The 21,536-nt window shown below is 63.0% G+C and carries 24 protein-coding genes and 1 pseudogene; 10 read left to right on the forward strand and 15 right to left on the reverse strand.

Annotated features, from left to right (window positions below):
* Positions 1 to 5: 5 nt before the first annotated feature.
* The 5 genes from NKI05_RS22935 to cysS all read right to left on the reverse strand — a co-directional run bounded on the left by NKI05_RS22935 (position 6) and on the right by cysS (position 3,392).
* Complete coding sequence (locus NKI05_RS22935) at positions 6 to 482, reverse strand: GFA family protein (RefSeq protein WP_023687309.1); 477 nt, start codon at positions 480 to 482, stop codon at positions 6 to 8.
* A complete protein-coding gene (locus NKI05_RS22940) occupies positions 479 to 970 on the reverse strand; it encodes a GFA family protein (RefSeq protein WP_023816818.1) in 492 nt (163 codons plus the stop codon). The genes NKI05_RS22935 and NKI05_RS22940 overlap by 4 nt, the downstream gene beginning before the upstream one ends.
* A gap of 22 nt (positions 971 to 992) precedes the next feature.
* A complete protein-coding gene (locus NKI05_RS22945; protein WP_023673572.1) occupies positions 993 to 1,379 on the reverse strand; it encodes a VOC family protein in 387 nt (128 codons plus the stop codon).
* On the reverse strand, positions 1,376 to 1,780 hold the full coding sequence (locus NKI05_RS22950; protein ID WP_023709770.1) for an endonuclease domain-containing protein: 405 nt from the start codon (positions 1,778 to 1,780) through the stop codon (positions 1,376 to 1,378). The genes NKI05_RS22945 and NKI05_RS22950 overlap by 4 nt, the downstream gene beginning before the upstream one ends.
* A 178-nt stretch (positions 1,781 to 1,958) precedes the next feature.
* The gene (gene cysS / locus NKI05_RS22955; protein WP_023709771.1) at positions 1,959 to 3,392 is read right to left on the reverse strand and encodes a cysteine--tRNA ligase; all 1,434 of its coding nucleotides are present in this window, start codon (positions 3,390 to 3,392) and stop codon (positions 1,959 to 1,961) included.
* A gap of 390 nt (positions 3,393 to 3,782) precedes the next feature.
* Between cysS and NKI05_RS22960 the strand changes: the two genes are divergently transcribed.
* Positions 3,783 to 3,938, forward strand: coding sequence for a hypothetical protein (locus NKI05_RS22960; RefSeq protein ID WP_023673568.1), 156 nt, complete (start codon positions 3,783 to 3,785; stop codon positions 3,936 to 3,938).
* A gap of 138 nt (positions 3,939 to 4,076) precedes the next feature.
* Here the strand turns inward: NKI05_RS22960 and NKI05_RS22965 are convergent.
* Positions 4,077 to 4,836: pseudogene (locus NKI05_RS22965) on the reverse strand (SOS response-associated peptidase).
* 125 nt (positions 4,837 to 4,961) lie between these two features.
* Between NKI05_RS22965 and NKI05_RS22970 the strand changes: the two are divergent.
* From NKI05_RS22970 to NKI05_RS22985, 4 genes are all read left to right on the forward strand, one after another.
* Positions 4,962 to 5,369, forward strand: a complete 408-nt coding sequence (locus NKI05_RS22970) for an NUDIX hydrolase (RefSeq protein WP_023753097.1) — start codon at positions 4,962 to 4,964, stop codon at positions 5,367 to 5,369.
* A 68-nt stretch (positions 5,370 to 5,437) separates the two neighbouring features.
* The gene (locus NKI05_RS22975; protein ID WP_023705383.1) at positions 5,438 to 5,815 is read left to right on the forward strand and encodes a TIGR02301 family protein; all 378 of its coding nucleotides are present in this window, start codon (positions 5,438 to 5,440) and stop codon (positions 5,813 to 5,815) included.
* Between the two features lie 328 nt (positions 5,816 to 6,143).
* Positions 6,144 to 6,401: a hypothetical protein gene (locus tag NKI05_RS22980; RefSeq protein ID WP_023673564.1), complete on the forward strand. Its 258-nt coding sequence runs from the start codon at positions 6,144 to 6,146 to the stop codon at positions 6,399 to 6,401.
* Between the two features lie 106 nt (positions 6,402 to 6,507).
* Positions 6,508 to 7,311 (forward strand): hypothetical protein, encoded by an 804-nt coding sequence (locus NKI05_RS22985; RefSeq protein ID WP_023824157.1) that lies wholly within the window; start codon positions 6,508 to 6,510, stop codon positions 7,309 to 7,311.
* Between the two features lie 41 nt (positions 7,312 to 7,352).
* Here the strand turns inward: NKI05_RS22985 and NKI05_RS22990 are convergent, their stop codons facing one another.
* The gene (locus tag NKI05_RS22990) at positions 7,353 to 7,730 is read right to left on the reverse strand and encodes a hypothetical protein (RefSeq protein ID WP_023816816.1); all 378 of its coding nucleotides are present in this window, start codon (positions 7,728 to 7,730) and stop codon (positions 7,353 to 7,355) included.
* A 239-nt stretch (positions 7,731 to 7,969) separates the two neighbouring features.
* Positions 7,970 to 9,301 (reverse strand): dihydroorotase, encoded by a 1,332-nt coding sequence (locus NKI05_RS22995; RefSeq protein WP_023816815.1) that lies wholly within the window; start codon positions 9,299 to 9,301, stop codon positions 7,970 to 7,972.
* An 82-nt stretch (positions 9,302 to 9,383) separates the two neighbouring features.
* Here NKI05_RS22995 and ygfZ point away from each other — a divergent pair, with 82 nt between their 5' ends.
* The 3 genes from ygfZ (at position 9,384) to NKI05_RS23010 (ending at position 13,082) form a co-directional block, all read left to right on the forward strand.
* Complete coding sequence (ygfZ, locus tag NKI05_RS23000) at positions 9,384 to 10,244, forward strand: CAF17-like 4Fe-4S cluster assembly/insertion protein YgfZ (RefSeq protein ID WP_023816814.1); 861 nt, start codon at positions 9,384 to 9,386, stop codon at positions 10,242 to 10,244.
* Entirely contained in the window at positions 10,244 to 10,882 is a 639-nt protein-coding gene (locus tag NKI05_RS23005; RefSeq protein WP_023687298.1) for an HD domain-containing protein, read from the forward strand. The genes ygfZ and NKI05_RS23005 overlap by 1 nt, the downstream gene beginning before the upstream one ends.
* Before the next feature lie 67 nt (positions 10,883 to 10,949).
* Positions 10,950 to 13,082 (forward strand): putative bifunctional diguanylate cyclase/phosphodiesterase, encoded by a 2,133-nt coding sequence (locus NKI05_RS23010; protein WP_023687297.1) that lies wholly within the window; start codon positions 10,950 to 10,952, stop codon positions 13,080 to 13,082.
* On the opposite strand, the gene NKI05_RS23015 is transcribed toward NKI05_RS23010, so the two are convergent.
* The gene (locus NKI05_RS23015) at positions 13,051 to 13,899 is read right to left on the reverse strand and encodes an AraC family transcriptional regulator (RefSeq protein ID WP_031194164.1); all 849 of its coding nucleotides are present in this window, start codon (positions 13,897 to 13,899) and stop codon (positions 13,051 to 13,053) included. The genes NKI05_RS23010 and NKI05_RS23015 overlap by 32 nt on opposite strands.
* A gap of 91 nt (positions 13,900 to 13,990) precedes the next feature.
* Between NKI05_RS23015 and NKI05_RS23020 the strand changes: the two genes are divergently transcribed.
* On the forward strand, positions 13,991 to 15,157 hold the full coding sequence (locus NKI05_RS23020) for an amidohydrolase (protein WP_023816812.1): 1,167 nt from the start codon (positions 13,991 to 13,993) through the stop codon (positions 15,155 to 15,157).
* Between the two features lie 12 nt (positions 15,158 to 15,169).
* On the opposite strand, the gene NKI05_RS23025 is transcribed toward NKI05_RS23020, so the two are convergent.
* Positions 15,170 to 15,952 (reverse strand): fatty acid desaturase, encoded by a 783-nt coding sequence (locus tag NKI05_RS23025; RefSeq protein WP_023816811.1) that lies wholly within the window; start codon positions 15,950 to 15,952, stop codon positions 15,170 to 15,172.
* A gap of 223 nt (positions 15,953 to 16,175) precedes the next feature.
* Between NKI05_RS23025 and NKI05_RS23030 the strand changes: the two genes are divergently transcribed.
* A complete protein-coding gene (locus NKI05_RS23030) occupies positions 16,176 to 17,075 on the forward strand; it encodes a LysR substrate-binding domain-containing protein (RefSeq protein WP_023670255.1) in 900 nt (299 codons plus the stop codon).
* A gap of 13 nt (positions 17,076 to 17,088) precedes the next feature.
* On the opposite strand, the gene NKI05_RS23035 is transcribed toward NKI05_RS23030, so the two are convergent.
* The 5 genes from NKI05_RS23035 to NKI05_RS23055 all read right to left on the reverse strand — a co-directional run bounded on the left by NKI05_RS23035 (position 17,089) and on the right by NKI05_RS23055 (position 21,432).
* Positions 17,089 to 17,361, reverse strand: coding sequence for a DUF3303 domain-containing protein (locus tag NKI05_RS23035; RefSeq protein ID WP_023816809.1), 273 nt, complete (start codon positions 17,359 to 17,361; stop codon positions 17,089 to 17,091).
* 38 nt (positions 17,362 to 17,399) lie between these two features.
* Positions 17,400 to 18,863, reverse strand: coding sequence for a RimK family ATP-grasp domain-containing protein (locus NKI05_RS23040; RefSeq protein WP_023692866.1), 1,464 nt, complete (start codon positions 18,861 to 18,863; stop codon positions 17,400 to 17,402).
* A gap of 5 nt (positions 18,864 to 18,868) precedes the next feature.
* Positions 18,869 to 19,966, reverse strand: a complete 1,098-nt coding sequence (locus NKI05_RS23045) for a peptidase C39 family protein (RefSeq protein WP_023670253.1) — start codon at positions 19,964 to 19,966, stop codon at positions 18,869 to 18,871.
* Between the two features lie 159 nt (positions 19,967 to 20,125).
* Entirely contained in the window at positions 20,126 to 20,917 is a 792-nt protein-coding gene (locus NKI05_RS23050) for an anti-sigma factor family protein (RefSeq protein WP_023670251.1), read from the reverse strand.
* Positions 20,914 to 21,432, reverse strand: coding sequence for an RNA polymerase sigma factor (locus NKI05_RS23055; protein ID WP_023670250.1), 519 nt, complete (start codon positions 21,430 to 21,432; stop codon positions 20,914 to 20,916). The genes NKI05_RS23050 and NKI05_RS23055 overlap by 4 nt, the downstream gene beginning before the upstream one ends.
* Positions 21,433 to 21,536: the final 104 nt, after the last annotated feature.

A 21,536-nucleotide genomic window follows, 5' to 3' on the forward strand; every position in this document is an offset into this window, starting at 1 on the left:
ATTGCTCATATCTTCAGGCCGTGCGCGGGCCAGTCCGTGGTTTCGTGGTCGGGATGCTGGAAGGAGATGATCTGCTCCTGGCGGGAGTAGAAATCCGGATCCTGATGCATGGGCTGGTCAAAGATCGTTTCCACCCAAGGCAATCGGACCGCGTAGTTGACCTGGATCTGCGGCGCCAGATCGGAGCGGTCGTCGAAGGCGCCGATGGCGATCTCCAGTGCGCCAGGTTGGCGATAGGTCAGCGGTGTACCGCAGCGGGCACAGAAGCCGCGATCGATGTTGACCGACGACTGGAAATAGGTGGGCTCTTCGCGCATCCATTCGACGCCATCCTTGGGCACTGTCACCAGCGCGCCGAAAAACGAACCGAACTGTTTCTGGCACATGCGGCAATGGCAGATGGACGCCCGGCCGAGCTTGCCCTTGATGCGGAAACGCACGGCACCGCACTGGCAGCCGCCGGTTCGAACTTCATCGGTCATGATTTTCCCTCTGGCGGCCATTGTTCGGTGTCATGGTCGGGATGCTGGTAAGAGACGAGCTCGGCGAGATAAGGCGCCGACGACATGTCGGCCATAGTGTCCTCGCCCGGCAATTGCGGGATGGTATCGACATAGGGAAGTTTTGCCTCCGTGCCCCACTGGATCAGCGGCACGATATCAGCCGGATTGTCGAAGGCGCCGATGGCGAGGCCGATGCCGTCGGGCGCGGTAAAGGTCAGCGGCGTGCCGCAATTGGCGCAAAAGCCGCGATCGACATGGCTGGACGAGGCGAAATATTTCGGTTCGCCGCGCGTCCAGTCGAGTTTGGCGCCACGCACCGAGACCAGGGGCGCGTAAAATGAGCCGAACGCCTTCTGGCACATGCGGCAATGGCAGATCGAGGCGTCACCCAGCGCACCCTCGACGCGAAAGCGCACCGCGCCGCACTGGCAGCCACCGGTGTAGATCGGCCGGTTGTCGAGGCTCATGGCGTCTCACTCCGTTTCATAGTCATTCGGGCGCATGGCAGACGGCCTCGACATTGTTGCCGTCGGGATCCAAGACGAAGGCGCCGTAATAGTCCGGGTGATAATGCGGGCGCAGCCCCGGCCCGCCATTGTCCTTGCCGCCGGCGGCGAGCGCCGCGGCATGGAAGGCGTCGACCTCGGCGCGGCTGCGCGCGGTGAAGGCGACGTGCTGATGGGTCCTCGGCTTGTCATCGCTGGCCTGCAGCCAGAACACCGGCCGGTCGCGGCCATAGCCACCGACCTTGGCGCCGCCGGTATATTCCAGTGGCACCATGTAGATCAGCGAGGCGCCAAGCGGCGCTATCGCCTGGTCATAAAAGGCTTTCGACGCGTCGAAGTCGGCGACATTGATGCCGAGATGGTCGATCATGAAACAAGCTCCTCCCTTGCTGGCGCCGGCACGTCGGCGCCGGCCAAGCCGGCCCCGATGACGATGTGCTGGCAGGCATTGTCGATATCGCGGATGACGTCGTCCTTCCAGAAGCGCAGGATGGTCCAGCCCAGCGCTTCCAGCTTGGCGGTTCGCGCGGCGTCAGATGCTGATGCTTCGGCCTGAGCGTGCTGAGAACCGTCCAACTCGACGATCAGCTTTTTGATAGGGCAGGCGAAATCGACGATGTAACCGGCGATCGGCATCTGGCGCCGGAAGGCCAGTCCCATGAGCCGGTGGGCGCGTATCTCATTCCAGATTTTTAGTTCTGCCTCTGTCATGGCTTTGCGCATCTTGCGCGCGTTGCCGCGATTGATGGGAGATACGCGATAATGGTTCATCGCGAGGCACCCCCCTCTGTCCTACCGGACATCTCCCCCTCAGGGGGGGAGATCAGCAGTTTCAATGACGGCTCCAACCCTTGAACGTCGGCGATTGGCGAAAGCCGACGCGCCGTCCAATCTCCCCCCTTGAGGGGGAGATGTCCGGCAGGACAGAGGTGGGTGCCTAGCGCCACCCTCACCGCTTCACCTCCCACGTCGTCACGCGTTCGTTGGTGACAGGATCCTTGCCGTCCTTCAGCTGCACGCCTTGCTCCAGAAGCTCGTCGCGGATGCGGTCAGCTTCGGCCCAGTTTTTGGCGGCGATGAACTCCAGGCGCTGCGCGATCGACTTGGCAACGCTGTCCTCATCCACGGCGGCCGCGCCGATATCGAAGCCGAGGAACAACAGCGATGCCTTCAGCGATGCGGCCGCTTCGTTGCCCTCCGCGGCCTCACCGGCAAGCTGCGTGAGCTGCTGGAAGGCGGCATAGGTGGCGAGGTCGTCCGACAGCGCCGCCACAATCTCCGCCGGGACTTGCCCTGCCGACGGCGCCAGGTCAGCCGCGCGTTTCCATTTGCGCAGCGTGTTCTCGGCTTCCTCCAGCTTGCGCACGGAGAAATCGATCGGCTCGCGGTAATGCGTCATCAGCATCGCCAGACGCAGCACCTCGCCCGGCCATTTGCGGCCGCCGAAAGTTTCGGTCTCCAGCAGTTCGGCGATCGCGTAGAAATTGCCGACGCTCTTCGACATTTTCTGGCCCTCGACCTGCAGGAAGCCGTTGTGCATCCAGACATTGGCCATGACGTCGGTGCCGTGGGCGCAACGCGACTGGGCGATCTCGTTCTCATGGTGCGGGAAGATCAAATCGAGGCCGCCGCCATGAATGTCGAAGACATCGCCGAGATAGGCGGCCGACATGGCCGAGCATTCGATGTGCCAGCCCGGACGGCCCCTGCCCCACGGGCTGTCCCAGCCGGGCTCTTCCGGTGACGACAATTTCCACAGCACGAAATCGCCCGGGTTCTTCTTGTGAGCGTCGACGGCAATTCGCGCACCGGCCTGCTGTTCGTCGAGATTGCGCTTCGACAGCTCGCCATAATCCGGCATCGAGGCGGTGTCGAACAGCACTTCGCCGGCGGCGACATAGGCGTGGCCGCGTTCGATCAAACGTTCGATGAGGGTGATCATGTCAACCTTGCCGTCGGCGCGGCGCGCAACGAACTCGGTGGCGCGCGGCTCGACCGTAGGCGGCAAGCAACCGAGTGCGGCGACATCCTTGTGGTACTGGTCGGCGGTCTTTTCGGTGACGCGGCGGATCGCCTCGTTGAGCGTCAGGTTTCCCGACGCGATCTCGGCGCCGAAATCGCGCAGCGCGCGGGCGTTAATCTTGTCGTCGACATCTGTGATGTTGCGCACATACGTGACACCAGCCTCGCCGTAGAGGTGACGCAGCAAACGGAACAGCACGTCGAAGACGATCGCCGGACGCGCATTGCCGATATGGGCAAAGTCGTAGACGGTCGGACCGCAGACATACATGCGCACATTCGACGGGTCGATCGGGACGAACACGTCCTTCGTCCGCGTTAGCGTGTTGTAGAGGCTGAGACCCTTCGATGCGTCAGACATGCGTGCCCTTCCGGTCCGTTAAGTTCTGGATGGAGCCTACCTGTGCCAAGGCACAAATCGGGCTCCAGCCTGCTGGCCGGGGCGTTTGTCCACTCTGGGGAAAGATGAGGCGAAAACGTCCGGACCAGCGCGAAGCTAGCCAATAATGCAAATGCCACAAATGGCGAAAAACGTTTTCATCGGCGGCTTTATCGCCTTGGCCGGTGTTGCCGTCAAGTCGCAACTTCCGGCAAAAGCGTCGCTGGATCATAGGTCAGGAGCCGCTGAAACATTTTATTAAACATGTCGGCACAGTCATGAAACATTCGCCGGCTAGTCCACCATAGGTCACGATTCGGTCAGATTCGGCCGGCAAACGCAGACACGGAAATGTTACCAGGGAAGAGATCGATGTCACGAACCAAGCAGGAATCGAGCCGCGCCAAGCAACCGGCGCTCGCCAACCACTACCGTGCGATCGGCCCGGCCGCGATCGTCGCCGCCCTTCTCCATACCGCGAAGAATAAAAAGCCGGCGCCGAAAATCACTTCGCCCCGCGCTGCCTGAACAGGCATCGTGCCGGCCGCCGACAAGGCGTGCGCCGGAACGGAAGGCTGAGGCGCCCATAGCGCGCCTGAAAACAACAGCTCTTCCTATTGAGCAGGTTCTTCCCGAAGACCGGACCTGGCTTCTTGGGAGCGCGCTCTAAAACAGCGTCATCTGACTGTCGTCCGCGCCGGGCTTCTGGCGCCTGACCTTGCCGGGCTCGACGATGCCCATGTCCTGTATCTCCGGCCCGATGTTGGCGACCTTGTTGACGAGGTCGGAGACCGGAATTGCCTCGAAGAAATCGGGCAGCGCGGGCTTGAGCAGGTCGGCCACATCGCGCGGTTCGAGCGTGCGGCAGTCCAGCCAGCCGGGCAAAATCTTCAGGCGCGATCACCACCGGCATCCGGTCATGGATATGGGCGATGCCGGCATTGGCGTTGACGGTAAGAATAGCGCCGGTGTCCATTTCCGAACCGCCCGGCTCGGCATAGGTTTCGATCAGCCCGGCAAAGGCGATCAACCCGCCATGCCTCGGCCGTATCCAGTAGGGCTGGCCCTTCTTGCCGCTGCCGGATTGCTGCCACTCATAGAAGCCGGAGGCCGGCACCAAGGCACGGCGATGGCGCATGGCGGCTTTGAACGAGGCTTTTTCAATAGCGCCTTCCGAACGCGCGTTGATGAGCAGCGGAAATTTCCTGGTGTCCTTGACCCAGGTGGGGACCAGCCCCCAGCGCACCAGCATCGCCTGGCGATCCGGGAAATTCGAGCCCGGCATGCGCGGCGGCCCCGACAGCGCCATTAGCACCGGCTGCGTCGGCGCGATGTTGTAGCGGGCCGGAAAATCCTCCAGCTCCGCCAGGCCGAACAAGGCGGCGGTCTGGTCCGGCGTGGCCGTCAGGGCAAAGCGTCCGCACATGGGAAAGCTCGATGAATTGATCCGATCGCGAACGTGGCGATGGAACCGGCGCTGCGCAACCGCTAAAGCTGCTCGCTGCCAGCCGGTCCACAAGGGTTTGGCCTCACATAGGCGAAACGAGATCGATGAACGAGCAGCGCAAGACACTTCCCGCAGTCTCGGTCGCCGTCGTGCGCGGCAGGACGGTGCTGCTGGTCAAACGGGCGCGGCCGCCGTCGCAGGGGCTTTATGCCTTTCCCGGCGGCAAGGTCGAGCCCGGCGAGACGCTGCAAGAAGCAGCGTCGCGCGAATTGCTGGAGGAAACCGGGCTGCGGGCGCAGGACTATCGTCCGCTTCGCGACATCCACATCGACGGCAGCGGCGAGAATCACCCGGTCGACTATCTGCTGACCGTGTTCGGCGCCGTTTATGCCGGCGGCGAAGCGACGGCCAGCGACGATGCCGAGACCGCCGCCTTCTATAGTCTTGATGAAATGGCGACGCTGCCGCTCGCGGGTGACGTCATGGAGGTGGCTGAAGAGCTTTTGGCCTGAAGCAGGCCCATATCTGCCCGCTCCGAGAATCGCCTTGCAGGCGACAAAATGTTTCGTCAGATAGACTTATGACCCGCACCTCGCTGTTCCTTGCCGCATGCATCGCCGCCGCCACGGCTTTTGCCGTGCAGCCGGCGCTGGCCGCCGAGTCGCCGTTCGAGCCCGGGCTGATGCGACTGGCCGAGGTGCTGGGGTCGCTGCATTTCCTGCGCAATCTGTGCGGCGAAAAGGGCGACCAGTGGCGCACCGAGATGGAAAAGCTGATCGATTCGGAAAATCCCGATCCGGAGCGGCGTGCCCGCTTCATCGCCAGCTTCAACCGCGGTTACCGTTCCTTCGGCGGCACCTATACCCAATGCACGCCGTCAGCGACCGAAGCCATCAGCCGCTACATGAAGGAAGGCGAGACGCTGTCGCGCGACATCGCCTCGCGTTACGGCAACTGACGAGCGCCAGACGGCGTTTAGCCAACGCCTTTTCGAGCACCCGCCTTGTATCCACGGCACGTTGATGCAATCTTGGTGTTGCACTTGCGCAACAGTATTAACGAAACGTTAGCGCGCGAATGCGGAATTAACTCAAACTGAAGGTTTTCATCCCGCTCACCGGTCTAATCGGCTAAGTTTGAATCGGACCGAACGCAGGCGACGAAGTTTGTAAAGACGATCAAAAAAATGTCGTATTTACAGATACTTACTTAGCCTGCGTGAGATAGGGGCAGCCCAAGCCGGATCCGACCCGTCGGACCGCCGCTTGAAAAGGTGGACATCGCAAATGGAACATGGCGTCAACGACATCGACGCGCTTGTCAGGGAAGAAAAGCGCCTGACCGCGGTGGAAAGCCATAGCGAGGCCTGGGCGGAAGGTCTGTCGGCCGGCATAGAACCTGAAATCATCGCCGAGGCAGCGCTTGAAACCGCGTTCGGCGAGATGCTGCGAGCCAATGGCGAGACCTCGGCCCTTGCCCTGCTCGACCGCATGCGTGAAAAGGTGATCGCCGGCGCCTTCGAGCCGGAGCGGTTTCGGCACTAGGCGGCGCGCGTCTCAGAGGGTGCATCGCCAGCTTACCGGTTCTTTGACGACGGCGCGCCGTTTGGGCATCATGCCTGAAGAGCCTAGGCCCGAGGAGAGGCAAGCGGTGAATTTTTCGATGTCAGGCCGGCCTCGCGGCGTGGCCCTCAGCATCTGGCTTGCCGCTTCCTGCGCCGCGGGTCCGCTGGCGTTTGTCCTGACCAGCAACCCTGCCTACGCGTTGAGCGAGATCAAGCGCGAGGAGCTTCCAGTTCCTGCCGGGCCACCAGCCAATGGTGAGACGGCGCCGTCTGAAAATTCAGTGCCAATGCCCGATCTGCCCGGCACGGCGCCACCGGCCGCCAGCCAGCCGAAATCGCCCACGGAGCCCGGACAAAGCCAACCGGAAGCCCCCGCCAACGATGGCGGCGTGGCCAACCCGCGTGCCGATCCAGAAGCGCCGGTGCCCGAAGTCGTCTATGACCTTTCCAAATTGCCCGAGCCCGTCAGGCGCATGCGCGATCTGATGGTCGAGGCCTGCGTCAGCGGCGACATCGAGAAGCTGCGGCCGCTGATCGGCAAGGGCGACACCATGACCCAATTGTCGCTGGGCGAAATCGAGGGCGACCCGATCGCCTTCCTGAAAGGGCTATCGGGCGACAAGGAAGGTCAGGAAATCCTCGCCATCCTGGAAGAGGTGCTCAATGCCGGCTATGTCCATGTAGACGTCGGCACACCGCAGGAACTCTATGTCTGGCCGTATTTCTTCGCCCTGCCGCTGGACAAGCTCAACGCCAGGCAGCGGGTCGAACTGTTCAAGATCGTCACCGCCGGCGACTATGACGACATGAAGCAGTTCGGAGCCTACATCTTCTACCGCGTCGGCATTACGCCCACCGGGCAGTGGACGTTTTTCGTCGCCGGGGATTGAACGGCCGGCGAATAGCTGTCTCTCCTGCGCGGTTGAGGCGCTTATTTACAACTGTATTCCCAAGTGAAAATTTGAGGATGCTCAGCGTCGGGATCCTCGTCTTGTTCAGGATCCCTGCTTACGGCTATACTCCCCAGGGCGCTGACGCCATTTTGGCAACTACCCTTGATCAATCTCGCCACCATTCCAAAAACTTGCAGATGCCGATCTCGGAACGACATCTCCGCCAGCGGCCCATCATACTTTTCTCTGTTATGAATGACCTCTATGCGTCTCTTGTTCGAACCCAGGTCGATTATAGAGTAGTTGAATTCCGATCCGCTCAATTCAGACACACCCTGCTTCGGGGTATCCAGGGCATTTGCCGAAACTTCAGTCATACCCAGAATGATCAAGATAGCGGACATATATCTGAGCATAATTCCCCCCAATAAACGAGAATTAGAGTCTGTCTTGCCGGATGCTTTCCAGAGTAATTCCAGGAAAAGTGTGAAACGGCTTTCCGTCCGAATTGCGTCCAAACAAAGAGAGTGACGGATTTGGCAGAACAATGCACCGCTTTGGTTAGTAAAAACGCCGCGGTATTGGCCTGTCCCGCCTGGCGGTCGAACGGGGATCCGTAGCCGAGGACACGTATGGTGGTTCGTTATCCGGCCGCCTAAGCCGGCAGCGCCTCGGAAAACTCCACCGGCCTGCCCTGTCCTGGCGTGACGATCTCGCCTTCCCACATCACGCGACGGCCGCGCACGATGGTGCCGATCGGCCAGCCGGTGACTTCCTTGCCGTCATAGGGCGTCCAGCCGGCCCTGGAGCCGGCTTGCGCATTGGTGATGGTCTCGCGCCGCTGGAGGTCGACAATGGTGAAATCGGCATCGTAGCCGGCGGCGATGCGGCCTTTCCTGGCCATGCCGAAGATGCGCTGCGGGCCGTGGCTGGAGAGGTCGACGAAGCGCTGCAGGGTCAGCAGGCCTGAATTGACATGGTCGAGCATGATCGGCACCAGCGTCTGCACCCCGGTCATGCCAGACGGCGAGGCCGGATAGGGCTTTGCCTTCTCGGCCGGCGTGTGCGGGGCGTGATCGGAGCCGAGCACGTCAATGATGCCTTGCGCAATGCCGTGCCAGACGCCGTCGCGATGGCGGGCCGCGCGAACCGGGGGATTCATCTGGATCAGCGTGCCCAGCCGCGCATAGTCGTCGGAGGCGAGTGTCAAATGGTGCGGCGTCGCCTCGCAGGTGGCGACATCCTTGTGCTGTTGGAGGAAGATGATTTCCTCGGCAGTGGAGATATGCAGCACATGGATGCGGGCGCGGGTGTTTCGCGCGATGCGCACCAGCCGCTCGGTACAGCGAAGCGCCGCGATCTCGTCGCGCCAGACGGGATGCGATGACGGGTCGCCCTCGACGCGCAGGCCCAGGCGCTCGCGCAGCCGGAACTCGTCCTCCGAGTGAAAGGCGGCACGGCGGCGGGTGTTGCGCAGGATCGATGCGACACCCTCGTCGTCCTCGACCAGCAGGTCGCCGGTGGACGAGCCCATGAACACCTTTATCCCGGCAGCACCCGGCAGCCGCTCGAGCTCACCGACATCATCGGCATTCTCGCGCGTGCCGCCAACCCAGAAGGCGAAGTCGCAATGCATCCGGCTGGTGGCGCGGCGCACCTTGTCGGCAAGCGCCGCCTCGCTGGTGGTCAGCGGATTGGTGTTGGGCATTTCGAAGACGGCGGTGACCCCGCCCAGCACAGCCGCGCGCGAGCCCGTCTCCAGATCTTCCTTGTGCTCCAGCCCCGGCTCGCGAAAATGCACCTGACTGTCGACGACGCCTGGCAGGACGTGCAGCCCGCGACAGTCGATCGCTTCGCCGGCCGAAGCTTGGCGAAGATCGCCCATTGCGACGATGCGACCACCCTTGACGCCGACATCGCGCGCGCCCTCGCCATCATGGTTGACCACCGTGCCGCCTGTCAGGATGAGGTCGTAGGTGGTGGCCATGGGCGTTCGGTCTCTTGCAGGGGGAGTATCGTCGGCTTACGTAAAGGCCGACCGTTTTGCAAGATCAGGTTCTTTGCCGCCCATGCCTTTTGCCCTGCTCAAAGACCGCGCTCTCATTTCTGTGTCAGGCCCGGATGCCGAGCATTTTTTGCAGAACATCCTCACCACCGACCTCGACACGCTGGGCGCCGGTGCGGCAAAACCCGGTGCGCTGCTTTCGCCGCAAGGCAAGATCCTGTTTGATTTCCTGATCTCGCGTAGCGGCGAGGACGGATTCCGGCTGGATTGCCGTGCCGACGTCGCAGACGACTTCCTGCGCCGGCTGATGCTTTACAAGCTGCGCGCCAAGGCCGAGATCGCGAAGCAGGATCAAGTGCTTGTGACGGTTGCGTGGGGCGATGATTCAAGCGCCTCACCTTCTGATTCAACGACACTTGCCGATGCCCGCTTCCGCGATGTGGTTGTGAGCCGTTCCTATGGCGGCGCATCCCTAGGTGGCGATCCGGCTGCATGGCAGACGCTCCGCATCGCCAACGGCATTGCCGAAAGCGGTCCCGATTATCAGCTCGGCGATGCCTTCCCTCACGACGTGCTGCTCGACGAGACCGGCGGCGTCGGCTTCAAGAAAGGCTGCTATGTCGGCCAGGAAGTGGTCTCGCGCATGCAGCATCGCGGCACCGCCAGGCGGCGCGTGCTGATCGTTTCGGCCGACCATGCCTTGCCCGCGCCGGGCTCGGAGCTGACGGTTGCGGGGCGGCCGGTCGGCACGCTCGGTTCCAGCGCGGGCACGGCCGGACTCGCCATTGCCCGCATCGACCGGGTCAAGGCGGCGCTCGACGCTGGCCAGCCGGTACTGGCCGGTGATGTCACCGTCTCGCTCGCCATCCCGTCCTGGGCGAAGTTCAGCTTTCCCAGGGAAGCCATCGGCGCGGAGGACGCCTGATGGCTGCCGATCGCGTCGGAGCGCCACCGCGCGCGTGGCAGCGCATGCTGTCGGGGCGGCGGCTCGACCTGCTCGATCCCTCGCCGCTCGACATCGAAATCTCAGACATCGCCCACGGGCTTGCCCGCGTTGCCCGCTGGAACGGGCAGACCCGCGGCGATCACGCCTTTTCGGTCGCCCAGCATTCCCTGCTGGTCGAGGCGCTGTTCAGCGAGTTGCAGCCGGACGCCTCGGCCAATGCGCGGCTGGCAGCACTGCTGCATGACGCGCCGGAATATGTCATCGGCGACATGATCTCGCCGTTCAAATCGGTAATGGGCGGCTCCTACAAGGAGTGTGAGCTGCGTCTCCAGCGCGCCATCCATCAGCGCTTTTCGCTGCCGCCCGAACTCGGCGTCGGCTTGCGCAAGGAGATCAAGCGCGCCGACCAGATCGCCGCCTATTACGAGGCGACGCTGCTTGCCGGTTTCTCGACCGCAGAAGCAACCGAGTTCTTCGGCCGGCCGCGCGGCTTCAATGCCGACCGCTTCGACTTTACGCCGCACTCGGTGACCTCCGCGCAAGCTGCCTTCCTCAAACGCTACGCCAGGCTTGAAAAGCAACGCCAGGCAACGGTTGCCGTGCATTCGGCGCAGTGAACATACGCTAAATTAACCAGCGGTAACCACAGTACCGGGTTTCGATCACGGTCAGCAGGCACGCCTCATGTCCGTTGCGCACGTCAAGGGTGGTTCGCCCGTCCGCAGACGGGGAGCCGGAGGCGTGGCCGCGCCACGGCAGATCGCCGACGAACTGCGCCACCAGAACGAGCGCTTTTCCGCGGCCGTCGAGAATATGTCGCATGGGCTGTGCATGTTCGACGCCGACGAGCGGATGATCATCTGCAACGGCAACTATATCAGCATCTTCTCCCTCGACGCGAAGATCGTGCGGCCCGGCATCGCGTTCCTGGACATTCTAAAGCACAGCGTCGACATCGGAGTCGCCTCACAGAGCGCCGAAGACCTGTATGCCATCCGCAAGCCCTATATCGAGCGCGCGCAAGCCTCGACCTACGAGGAAATACTGTCGGACGGACGTATCGTTTCCATCACGCACCGGCCGCTGGCCTCAGGCGGCTGGGTGTCGATCTATGAGGACATTACGGAGCAAAGGCGGGCCGAGCAGGAACTGAAGGAGCAGCACCGCCGCTTCGATGCGGCGCTCGCCAACATGTCGCAAGGCCTGTTGATGTACGACGCCGAAGGCACGCTGATCGTGCGCAACCAGCGCTTCCTCGACCTCTACAAGGTCACGCCTGACGACTTCCCGCTCGGCATGAGCCAGCGCGCCCTGCTCGAACAGATGGTGCGACTGCGCATCTATCCGTCGATGGACATTGACGGCGAGATCGCCAACACCAGAGCCAGCCTGCAGGCCGGTGAGGAGCGTTCGACAGACCGCAGCCTTGCCGATGGCCGAACGCTGCTGGTTGCGCGCCGGCCGCTTGCCGGTGGCGGCTGGGTGGCGACCTTCGAAGACATCACCGAGCGCCGGCGCGCCGAAGAGCGCATGAGCCACCTTGCACATTACGACACGCTGACCGACCTGCCCAACCGCTCGATGTTTCGCGAACGGCTCGACCAGGCGATGGCCGGCGATACACCGCTGGCGATCTTCTCGCTCGACCTCGATCGTTTCAAGGCCGTCAACGACACCTGGGGACACCCTGCCGGCGACTGGCTGCTGAAATGCGTGGCTGAGCGGTTGCGGCACAGCCTGCGCAGCGACACCGATATGGTCGCCCGCCTCGGTGGCGACGAGTTCGCCATCCTGCAGTTCAATCCCAAAGGCTCCACCGATGCGGAACAACTGGCAAAACGCATCGTCGCTGTCGTCAGCCAGCCGTTTCGCGACAAGGGCCGCGAGATGCATGTCGGCATCAGCCTTGGCATCGCGCTGTATCCCGGTGACGGCAAGGACGCCGACACGCTTTTGAAGAACGCCGACATGGCGCTTTACAGCGGCAAGAGCGAAGGCCGCAACGTTTACCGCTTTTTCGAGCCCGGCATGGATGCCTTGGTGCGGGCGCGCCTGGCGCTCGAAACCGATCTCGAGACGGCACTGAAGCGGCGGGAGTTCGTGCTGGAGTTCCAGCCGATCACCAACATCGCGTCGGGCAAGATCGTCGGCGCCGAAGCGTTGATGCGGTGGAATTCACCGACGCGCGGCCTGGTGGCGCCCGACGATTTCATCGCAGCCGCCGAAGACAGCGGGCTGATCGTTCCGCTGGGCGAATGGGCGCTGAAACAGGCCTGCAGCGTGGCCGCCGGCTGGCCGCCTGGAATGCGCATCGCCGTCAATGTCTCGGCAGTGCAGATCAGAAGCGCCGACTTTGCCCGCAGCGTGATTTCGGCGCTGGCCGTTTCCGGCGTGCCGGCCAGCCGGCTCGAACTGGAAATCACCGAGACCGTGCTGATGGATGAGAGCGAGACGGTGCTGAAGACGCTGAGGCAGCTGCGCGAACTCGGTATCCGCATCGCGCTCGACGATTTCGGCACCGGCTATTCGTCGCTCGGCTATCTCAGGCGTTTTCCCGTCGACAAGATCAAGATCGACCGCTCCTTCATCCACGATATCGACAACAAGGACACGGCGGCGATCGTGCGCACGATAATCGGGCTTGGTGCCGAACTTGGCATCACCGTCACCGCCGAAGGCGTCGAGACCGAAGCGCAGCTCGACATATTGCGCAAGGCTGGCTGCGTCGAGGTGCAGGGCTTTCTGATCGGCATGCCGTCAAAGGCCGCCGACATGGCTCGACTTCTCAAGACGAGGGCAGCGTCCCGGCGCGCCTGAACATCCCCGGCGTCATTCCATGCGCGGCGCGGAAGGTGCGCGAGAGATGGCTTTGGTCGGAGAAGCCGGCCGCAAAGGCGGCACCGGCGAGATCTGAACCTTGCCGGATCAGCAGATCGGCACGGCGCAGCCTGCGGTCACGGATGAAGGCAGCAGGGGTGAGACCCAGCACTTTCCTGAAATCGCGGATAACTTGAAAGCGCGTCACGCCTGCGGCTTCAGCGAGCCGCTGCAAATCGAGGTCCGAGTTCAGATGGTCTTCGATGACCTGTTCATAGACCCGGAGCCGGCTTTTCGATCCGAAGCTTTCGACCGCCTCGCGCCGCCGGCCGCCCCAATCGCCATGGCGCAGGATGAGCTTGCGCAAGGCGATCAGCATGGATGTTTCGGCGCTCGTGGCATCACCCGATGTCGAAGCCAAGTGCGCGACGCCTACTGCCTGGACGAGATCGGCATCATCGACGATCGCTTGCGAAAACAACGGCGGGCGATCCTGCCCGAGTTCGTCCGCGATCGCACCCATGAGCGAGGCCGACGGATAGAAGGTGCGGTAAGCCCAACCCTGGTCGGCACCCGCCTCGCCGTCATGCCATATCTCCGGATTGACGAGCAGAACCGTGCCCGACCGCGCGAGGACAGTCTCGTTGCCGATGCGGACCCGCTCGCACCCTTGCGTGATCAGGGCGACGACATAGGTCGGGTGCGTGTGCAGCTGGTAGCGATGCCGCGTGAAGCGCGCCTTGAGCATGCCAAGATCGCGAAAGCGCGGATGACGCCAGAACTGCGTCGTCTCCTGAGGCTGTTGAATTCCAGACACGGTCAATCCTGTTCAAGACGCTGCCGGCGCAAATCCTTTACGTGCTGGCATCGACAAGGCCGAATTTACGATAGCCGGCAAGGAGAGCGCAATGCTGCACAACGACCCCATCGCCGCCCTCACCCCGCAGGTGGTGGAATGGCGGCGTCACATCCACGCCAACCCCGAACTCGGTTTCCAAGAGTATGAGACCGCGCGCTTCGTCGCCGACAAGCTGCGCACCTTCGGGCTCGACGAGGTTCATGAAGGCAAAGGCGGCACCGGCGTGGTTGGCGTCCTCAGAGGACGACCAGGCGTGCGCGCCATCGGGCTTCGGGCTGAACTCGATGCCTTGCCCGTGCTGGAGAAGACAGGATTGCCATATGCGTCGAAGAAAGACGGCGTGATGCATGCCTGCGGCCACGACGGGCACATCGCGATGCTGCTCGGCGCCGCCAAGCTGCTCGCCGACAACAGAGCCTTCGACGGCACCGTCTGTTTCATCTTCCAGCCGGCGGAAGAAAATGAAGGCGGCGCCATGCGGATGATCGAGGACGGACTGTTCGAGCGCTTCCCCGTGGAAGCCGTCTACGCCGTCCACAACTGGCCGGGGCTGCCGCTCGGAAAGATCGCGGCCCGTGCCGGGTCGATGATGGCGGCCGTCGACACTTTCGAACTGAACTTTGAGGGGACCGGCGCGCATGCCGCCATGCCGCAGCTAGGCGACGATCCCGTGCTCGCGGCCGGCGCCTTCGTTCAAGCCGTGCAGCGCATCGTCAGCCGTTCGGTCGACCCGCAAATGGCGCTGGTCGTTTCGATCACCCAGATCCATGGCGGCAATGTCGGCAACATCGTGCCGGGCAAGGTCTGGCTGCAGGGAACCTGCCGCTTCTTCGAGCCAACTTTGTCGGACCATTGCGAAAGGCTGATCGGCGACATCGCGCAAGGCATTGCCTCGGCGCATGCACTCACCGCCAAGCTCGCCTACAAGAAAGGCTACCCGCCGCTGGTCAACACGTCGGCTGCCACTGACCGGGCCGTCCAGGCGGCAACCGCGGTTGTCGGCCGCGAGCAGGTCGAGACCGCATTCAACCCGAGCCTCGGCTGCGAGGATTTTGCCTACATGGTCCGCGAAGCCGGCGGCTGCTATGCCTGGGTCGGCGCAGGAGCGGTCAGACCGGGCGAAGGGCTGCACGGCGATCGCTATGTCTTCAACGACGCCATCGTCCCCACCGTGCTCCGCTATTTCGTCACGCTCGTTGAGCAGACGCTACGCTGACGGCCGAGCGCCTCAGCGCAAGGTCTCGACGTATTTCTCGTGGAAGCTGACATAGCCGGGTTCGACGACTTTGAGATGGCGCTCGATCAGCTGGTGGAAGGCCGGCAGCTGATGGAAGGGCACGCCGGGATAGGCGTGGTGCTCGGCGTGATACGGCATGTTCCAGGCGACTTTGCGCACCAGCCAGTTGGTCAGCGTGGTGCGGGTGTTTTCCAGCATGTTGGCGACAAGCGGGCAGCGGCCATGCTCGGCCAGCAGATAGAGCCTGAGGAAGGGCTGGCCGAGCAGCGCCGGCACGATCCAGACATAGAGCAGTACACTTGCCTCGAACCACAGGGCTAGCGCGGCGACCACGACATAGAAAGCGATCATGGCGCGGGCTTCAGTGCGCACCTTGGGCAGGCCTTTCGGCGGCACGTAGCTGTCGTGGCAGCCGCCAATCGCGTTGGTGTAGAGTGTCTGCAAATGCCCCCACCACACCGGCAGGCCCGAGACGTGGACGATGTATTGCCGCATCGTCTCCGGTTTCGGGAAGGCGAGTTCCGGATCGGTCTCTGGATCCTGGGTGAAACGGTGATGGGCGAAGTGGAAATAGCGAAACCAGTCGGCGGGCAGCGCGATCGCCAGGCTGCAGACCCTTGCGGCGGCATCGTTGAGCCACTGCGTCTCGAACGCCGTCCTGTGCACCGTCTCATGCAGCAGCGTGAACAGGAAGACGATAAGAATGCCTTGCGGCAACATCAACAGCGGCCAGTACGACACCTTGGCCGCAATCAGCCCGCCGATTAGCCACAATCGCGCCGAGATGGAAGGCGAGTTGGACCAGACCCGGCCCGTCCGACTTGCCGGTCAGGCGGCTGCGCTGCTCATTGGTCAGAGACGCGACGACGTCGCGATGGTCTCTGGGTTCAAACTGGGCCGATACGGTCATGGCGCCAAGCTACTCGAATAAGAAAGCTTTCGAAAGACGAGGATTTCTGCGACACAGATAAGCTGACCTTACCTATCGGATCACCCAATGACTGCGCTTCCTTCCCTGAGAGGACTTCAAGCCTTCGAGGCGGCGGCGCGCTCGGGGAGTTTCGCCGCAGCGGCGGATGAGCTCTCGATCTCGGCGGCTGCGGTCAGCCAGCTCATTCGCACCGTCGAGGAGCAGATGGGTCGAAAACTGTTCCATCGCGTCAACCGCCGCGTGGTGCTGACGGAAGCCGGCGTCGAGATGCTGCCCCGGCTGACCCTGGCTTTTCGGGAGATCGGCAGCATCGCGCGTGGCAGCGATGCCTTCCGCCCGCGGCTTGTCGTATCGGTGCCGCCGTCCATGGCGATGGGCTGGCTTTCCGAACGCCTCGCCGGCTTTGTCGCCAGCCACGGCGCCGTCGACATATCCCTGCGCGGCGATGACGATCCGGTGCCGTTCGACCGCGAACTGATCGACATCCGGCTGTCCTTCGGCCCGCACTATCGTGAACACCCGAGCGAGGAGATCGTCAGGGACGCCGTCTACCCCGTCTGCGCGCCAGAACTCACCGCCAAAACCGACAGCCTCGCCGGCCTGCCACTGATTCACACCGACTGGGGACCGACCGGCGCGTCGTTTCCGTCTTGGCGCACATGGTTCGAGGCGGCGGGCATAGAGCCCGGCCGCACAGTGCAGCGCGGCCTGTCGGCGAACTCGTCGCGGGCAGCGCTCGACCTTGCCATTTCAGGGCTGGGCGTGGCGCTGGCGCAAGGCATTTATTGCGCCGGGGCGCTGGAATTGGGCCGTTTGGTCCGGGCTAATGCCCTATCGATCGCGCTGCGTCAGCCCTATTGCCTGACGATCCCGGAACGCAGTGCAAGGCGCGACCTGGTGGCGGCGTTTCGCAATTGGCTGATTGAGGAATGCCGGCGGTCGGTGGGTTCGCCGGTGCTCGGCTGATGGACCGAACTGCTCAGAGATGGCCGGCCAGTGCGGCGACCATGTCCTTGTTCGTCGCCACGGGAATGATCTCGAACTCCACCAGGTCAGACCATTCGATGACCCAGCGCTGCAGCAGCGTGACGTCATCGGCCTCGACCAGCAGGAAGCAGCGGCTCATATCAGCCGCGATCCAGGAGTGGTGCACGACAAGCGCGTCCGGCTTCAATGTGCCGCGCTCGCCGAAATGGCGGTAGATCTCCTTGCGGTCGCAGCCGGTGAAATCCTCGATGACGATGAACTGCATTTTTCCCCCTCGGTTGAATTACCGCCCGGGACCGCAAACTAACGCCCGGGACGGTCCAGCCGCTCCAGGAACCATTGCGTCAGCCGCACCCAGACTTCGTCCTTTTCGCCGGAATCCTCCCAGCCATGGTCGAGGTTCGGGTTGTCGTTGACCTCGATGACGAAGACGCCATCCTTGGTTTCCTTAAGATCGACGCCGTAAAGCCCGTCGCCGATGCAGCGCGCCGCCTTCACCGCGGTGTCGACGACATGCGGCGGCGTCTCTTTCAGCGTGAAGGTCTTGATGCCGCCCTGGTCGGGCTTGCCGCTGGCCTTGTGGTTGACGATCTGCCAGTGTTTTTTCGCCATCAGATAATGCACGGCAAACAGCGGCTGCCCGCCGAGCACGCCGACGCGCCAGTCATATTCGGTCGGGATGAATTTCTGCGCGATCAGGAGATCGGAATCCTCCAGCCACTCGGTGGCGAGCGTCTTCAGTTCTTCGAAGTTGCCGCATTTCTTGACGCCGCGCGAGAACGATGAATCCGGGATCTTCAGCACCAGCGGAAAGCCGAGCGTCTGCGCCGCCAGTTCGAGATCCGAGGTGCCGGCTATCATCACCGTCGGCGGCACCGGCACCTTGTTGTAGGCCATCAGTTCGTTGAGATAGACCTTGTTGGTGCAGCGGATCATCGACAGCGGGTCGTCGATCACCGGCATGCCTTCCTGCTGGGCGCGGCGCGCGAAGCGGTAGGTGTGGTTTGAGATCGAGGTGGTCTCGCGGATGAACAGCGCGTCGTAATTGGCGAGCTTGGCCAGGTCCTTCCTGGTGATCGGCTCGATTTCGACGCCCATCTTTTCGGCGATCTTGGCCCAGTAACGCAGCGAGGAAATCTCCGACGGCGGCAGTTCCTCATGCGGATCGACCAGCGTGGCGAAGGTGTACCGTGCCGGGGTGCGGCCCTTGGTGTCGCGCCACTCGCGGTTGGTGTACGTCTCGAGCGCCTGCACGAATAAGGCTTCTTCCTCCTCGGCCATCCTGGCCAGCGGCAGGAATCCGATCTTGCGGATCGAAGCCCATTCGGCGCTGTCCTTGATGTGAACCTCAAGCGCCGGAGCGCGGAACCAGTCGAACAACAGCTTGGCGAAGCGGTCCCAGACCTTCGACGGTCCGATGCCGAAGAAGATGCAGATTTTTTGCGGGAAAACGCCTCCGAGATCCTTGCGGCATTTGTTGAGCGCCAGCTCCAGTTCCGGCAGCGCGTGCTCGTAGAGCTTGCGCTCGGACAGGTCGATCATCGTCTCGACCGTCGGGATGACCTTGTGGCCGCGCGAACCGGCGAGCAGAGAGGCATAATAGCCGCGGCTCTGGTAGGCGTAATTGTTCGACAGGTTGATGACCTTCGGCTGCTGGCCCCGAAACAGCGCCGGATGCGCAAGATAGTCACGGTTGGTGATGATCTTGTGCGGCGTCGCCGCCGGGTCGAGATCGTTCTGACGGCCGGTGAGGATGACCCAGGTCATTGTTATCAGCGTTTCCCAAGAGTGATGGCAGCACGCAGTCCGTCGCGGCCGAATTGCGCCATGTTCATGAAGATGCCGTGCGGCACGGGAATGTTGGCGGCATCGAGGATGGTCTCCTGTCTTTCGTCCTCGACCCAGGGATCGTGGATCAGGATGTGGTCGCCATCGTCGCCGATAGCCAGCACCCAATGCGGCACCTTCTTGCCGAACATCAGGAAGCCGCTGATCAGCACCAGCACCAGTTTTCCCTGAGCCAGGGCGCCGCGTATATCGTCGATGGTGAACGGACGGTAATTCACCGGGATGCCGTATAGTTCCGCGCGGCGGCGAAAGTCCACCTGGGCAAGTTCCATCACCCGGCGCTTGTCGTCGCTGCGCACCGATTGCAAGAACAGCGCGCCATAGAAGGACACGAAGATTTCCGCCGCAAGCCCGCTTTCGTAGCCGGAAACCGCAAGGCCGAAGGGCTCGCAGCCGCCGGGGCCGGACATCATGAACACGGTCGTTGCCTCGCGCCATAGGCGGATTTCCATGACCGGATCGGGCACGAAGCCCGAATCGAAATTGGCCATCGCCATCATCAGGCAGCATGGACCGCAGGTGAACTCGCAGGTCTGCTGGTAGAACGGGACTTTGGTGGCGACCGGAATATCGCCGCGCAAGGTCTTTTCGTAGCGCAGCGCGGTGGCGCCATCCTCGTAATAGTGAGGCTCGCGACCGATCTTGCGGTAGCCGCTCTGCTCATAGATGCCGATGGCGCGAAGATTGTCCTCGCGCACTTCGAGACGCAACATCATGCGGTCGTGCTCGAAGGCAGCTTCTTCGGCCGCTGCAAGCAGCATGCGGCCAATGCCGCGGCCCCTGAAAAACGGGCTGGTGGCAAGCGAATAGAGCCGGGCGACGCCGCTGCCCTTGCGAAACAGCACGATGGCGTAGCCGGCGACACGACCATCGCTTTCGGCGACCAGCATCTCGGCTGTCTCGCGTTCGATCAACAGGCGGAAGGAGCGCCGGGAAATGCGGTCACTGGAAAAGACCGCCTTCTCGATGGCGGCGAGGTCATCGACGTCGGACGCGCGGGCCTTGCGAATCTCGGCAGGCATGCGGGTTTGGAAAACCTCGATTGGGTGGAGGAAAAGGCCGCGGTCAAAAACGTCGCAAACATCAGCCGAAACGCCGATATCCATCAAGCGCTATCGCACTTCGAATAGGGCCGAATTGTGACACTTTCTACCCCGGCGCATTCCCGAAACGGAATGCGCTTAACTGGCGATACCAGCCAGAAGCTGACCGTAGGCCCGCTTGGCGACCGCAGCCAGTTGCTCGCGCGGCAGCGAGCCGACGACGGCGCAGGCATAGCCCTTGTCCAGCCAGTAGACCGCCTCGGGGCCGTCGGCCTCGGCCATGTAGGTGCCCTTGGACTTGGCTGAGGAATCAGCGGTAACGAACAAGGAGATGCGCTGACCCTTGGCGTCCTCGTAAAGCAGCATCGCTGCCTTGCCCTGGCCGGCCGGCAGCAGCCGGCCGCCAACCAGCTGGAAGCCTTCCGCCACCAGATCCGGCGCCACCAGTTTCAGGCCGACGCGGTTGGACAGCCAGGTCTGCAGGTGATCCTTGTCGCTTGCCGGCACTTCCACCGCATGGCGCTGTTCGGCGGCATAGATGACATGGGCGGCGATCGCCTCTTCGGCCAGTTGGTCATCGGCGCCATCTTCCCTGCCGATGCCGTCGATGCCGGCAAAATAGCCGCCAAGACCGCCGATGACGAGCACTGCGGCCGCCGCGGCCGCAAGCCACCAGCGCGACTGCCGCGCCGCCGCCTTGGTCGCGCCTTCACCGCTAACGATCTGCTTGAACAGCACCGGCACGGGCTCGTCGAGCACACCGGCAAAGGCGGCGCGCAACGCGGCGCGGTCGGCGGTGTAGCGGGCGCTTTTCGCCTTCATTTCGGGATTGGCGTCGATCCAGGCGTCGTAGGCGGCGCGCTCGTCGCCCGGCAGCTCGCCGTCGAGAGCCATGTGGATATCGCGTTCGGAAAAATCGCGGCGGGTCATTTCTCGACGATCCTTATCGAGCGGCGGCGCGCCGTGTCATCGAGCAGGCTGCGCAGCTCCTCGCGTCCGCGCGCTATGCGCGACATCAGCGTGCCGGCGGGCACGCCGAGAATGTTGGCGGCTTCGGCATAGGAGAATCCTTCGATGGCGACCATGACTAGAGCGGCGCGGCGGTCGGGGCTGATCGCCTGCAATGCGTCGATGATCTCGCGCGAGGCGGCGTTCTCGGCCTGCTCGGCGGGGACTGCCTGCGCCTCGTTTGCGTCAAGCGGCAGGATCGCCGCCTCACCGCGCCGGTTCACCTTGCGCATCTGATCGATGAACAAATGATGCATGATCGTAAACAGCCACCTCCGGGGGCTTTCTCCCGTCTGCCAGCTTTCAAGCCGCAAGAGCGCTCGTTCGAGGCAATCCTGGACGAGATCGTCAGCGGATTCGCGGTCGCGCAGAAGCGAGCGTGCGTAGCGGCGCAGGCGCGGTATTTCGCCAAGGATTGCTGCCTTCTTTTCGTCCATGACCGCTGGTTCTGAGGTCGCCCTTGTTTAACCCGATTGAACGCGCCTTCCCGGCGCGGCGCAAGCGGCCAGCGCGAAGCGGTCTGCCGCCCCGGTCACCCAAG

The sequence above is a fragment of the Mesorhizobium sp. M0771 genome, assembly GCF_040320155.1.
In the GTDB taxonomy this organism is placed as follows: domain Bacteria; phylum Pseudomonadota; class Alphaproteobacteria; order Rhizobiales; family Rhizobiaceae; genus Mesorhizobium.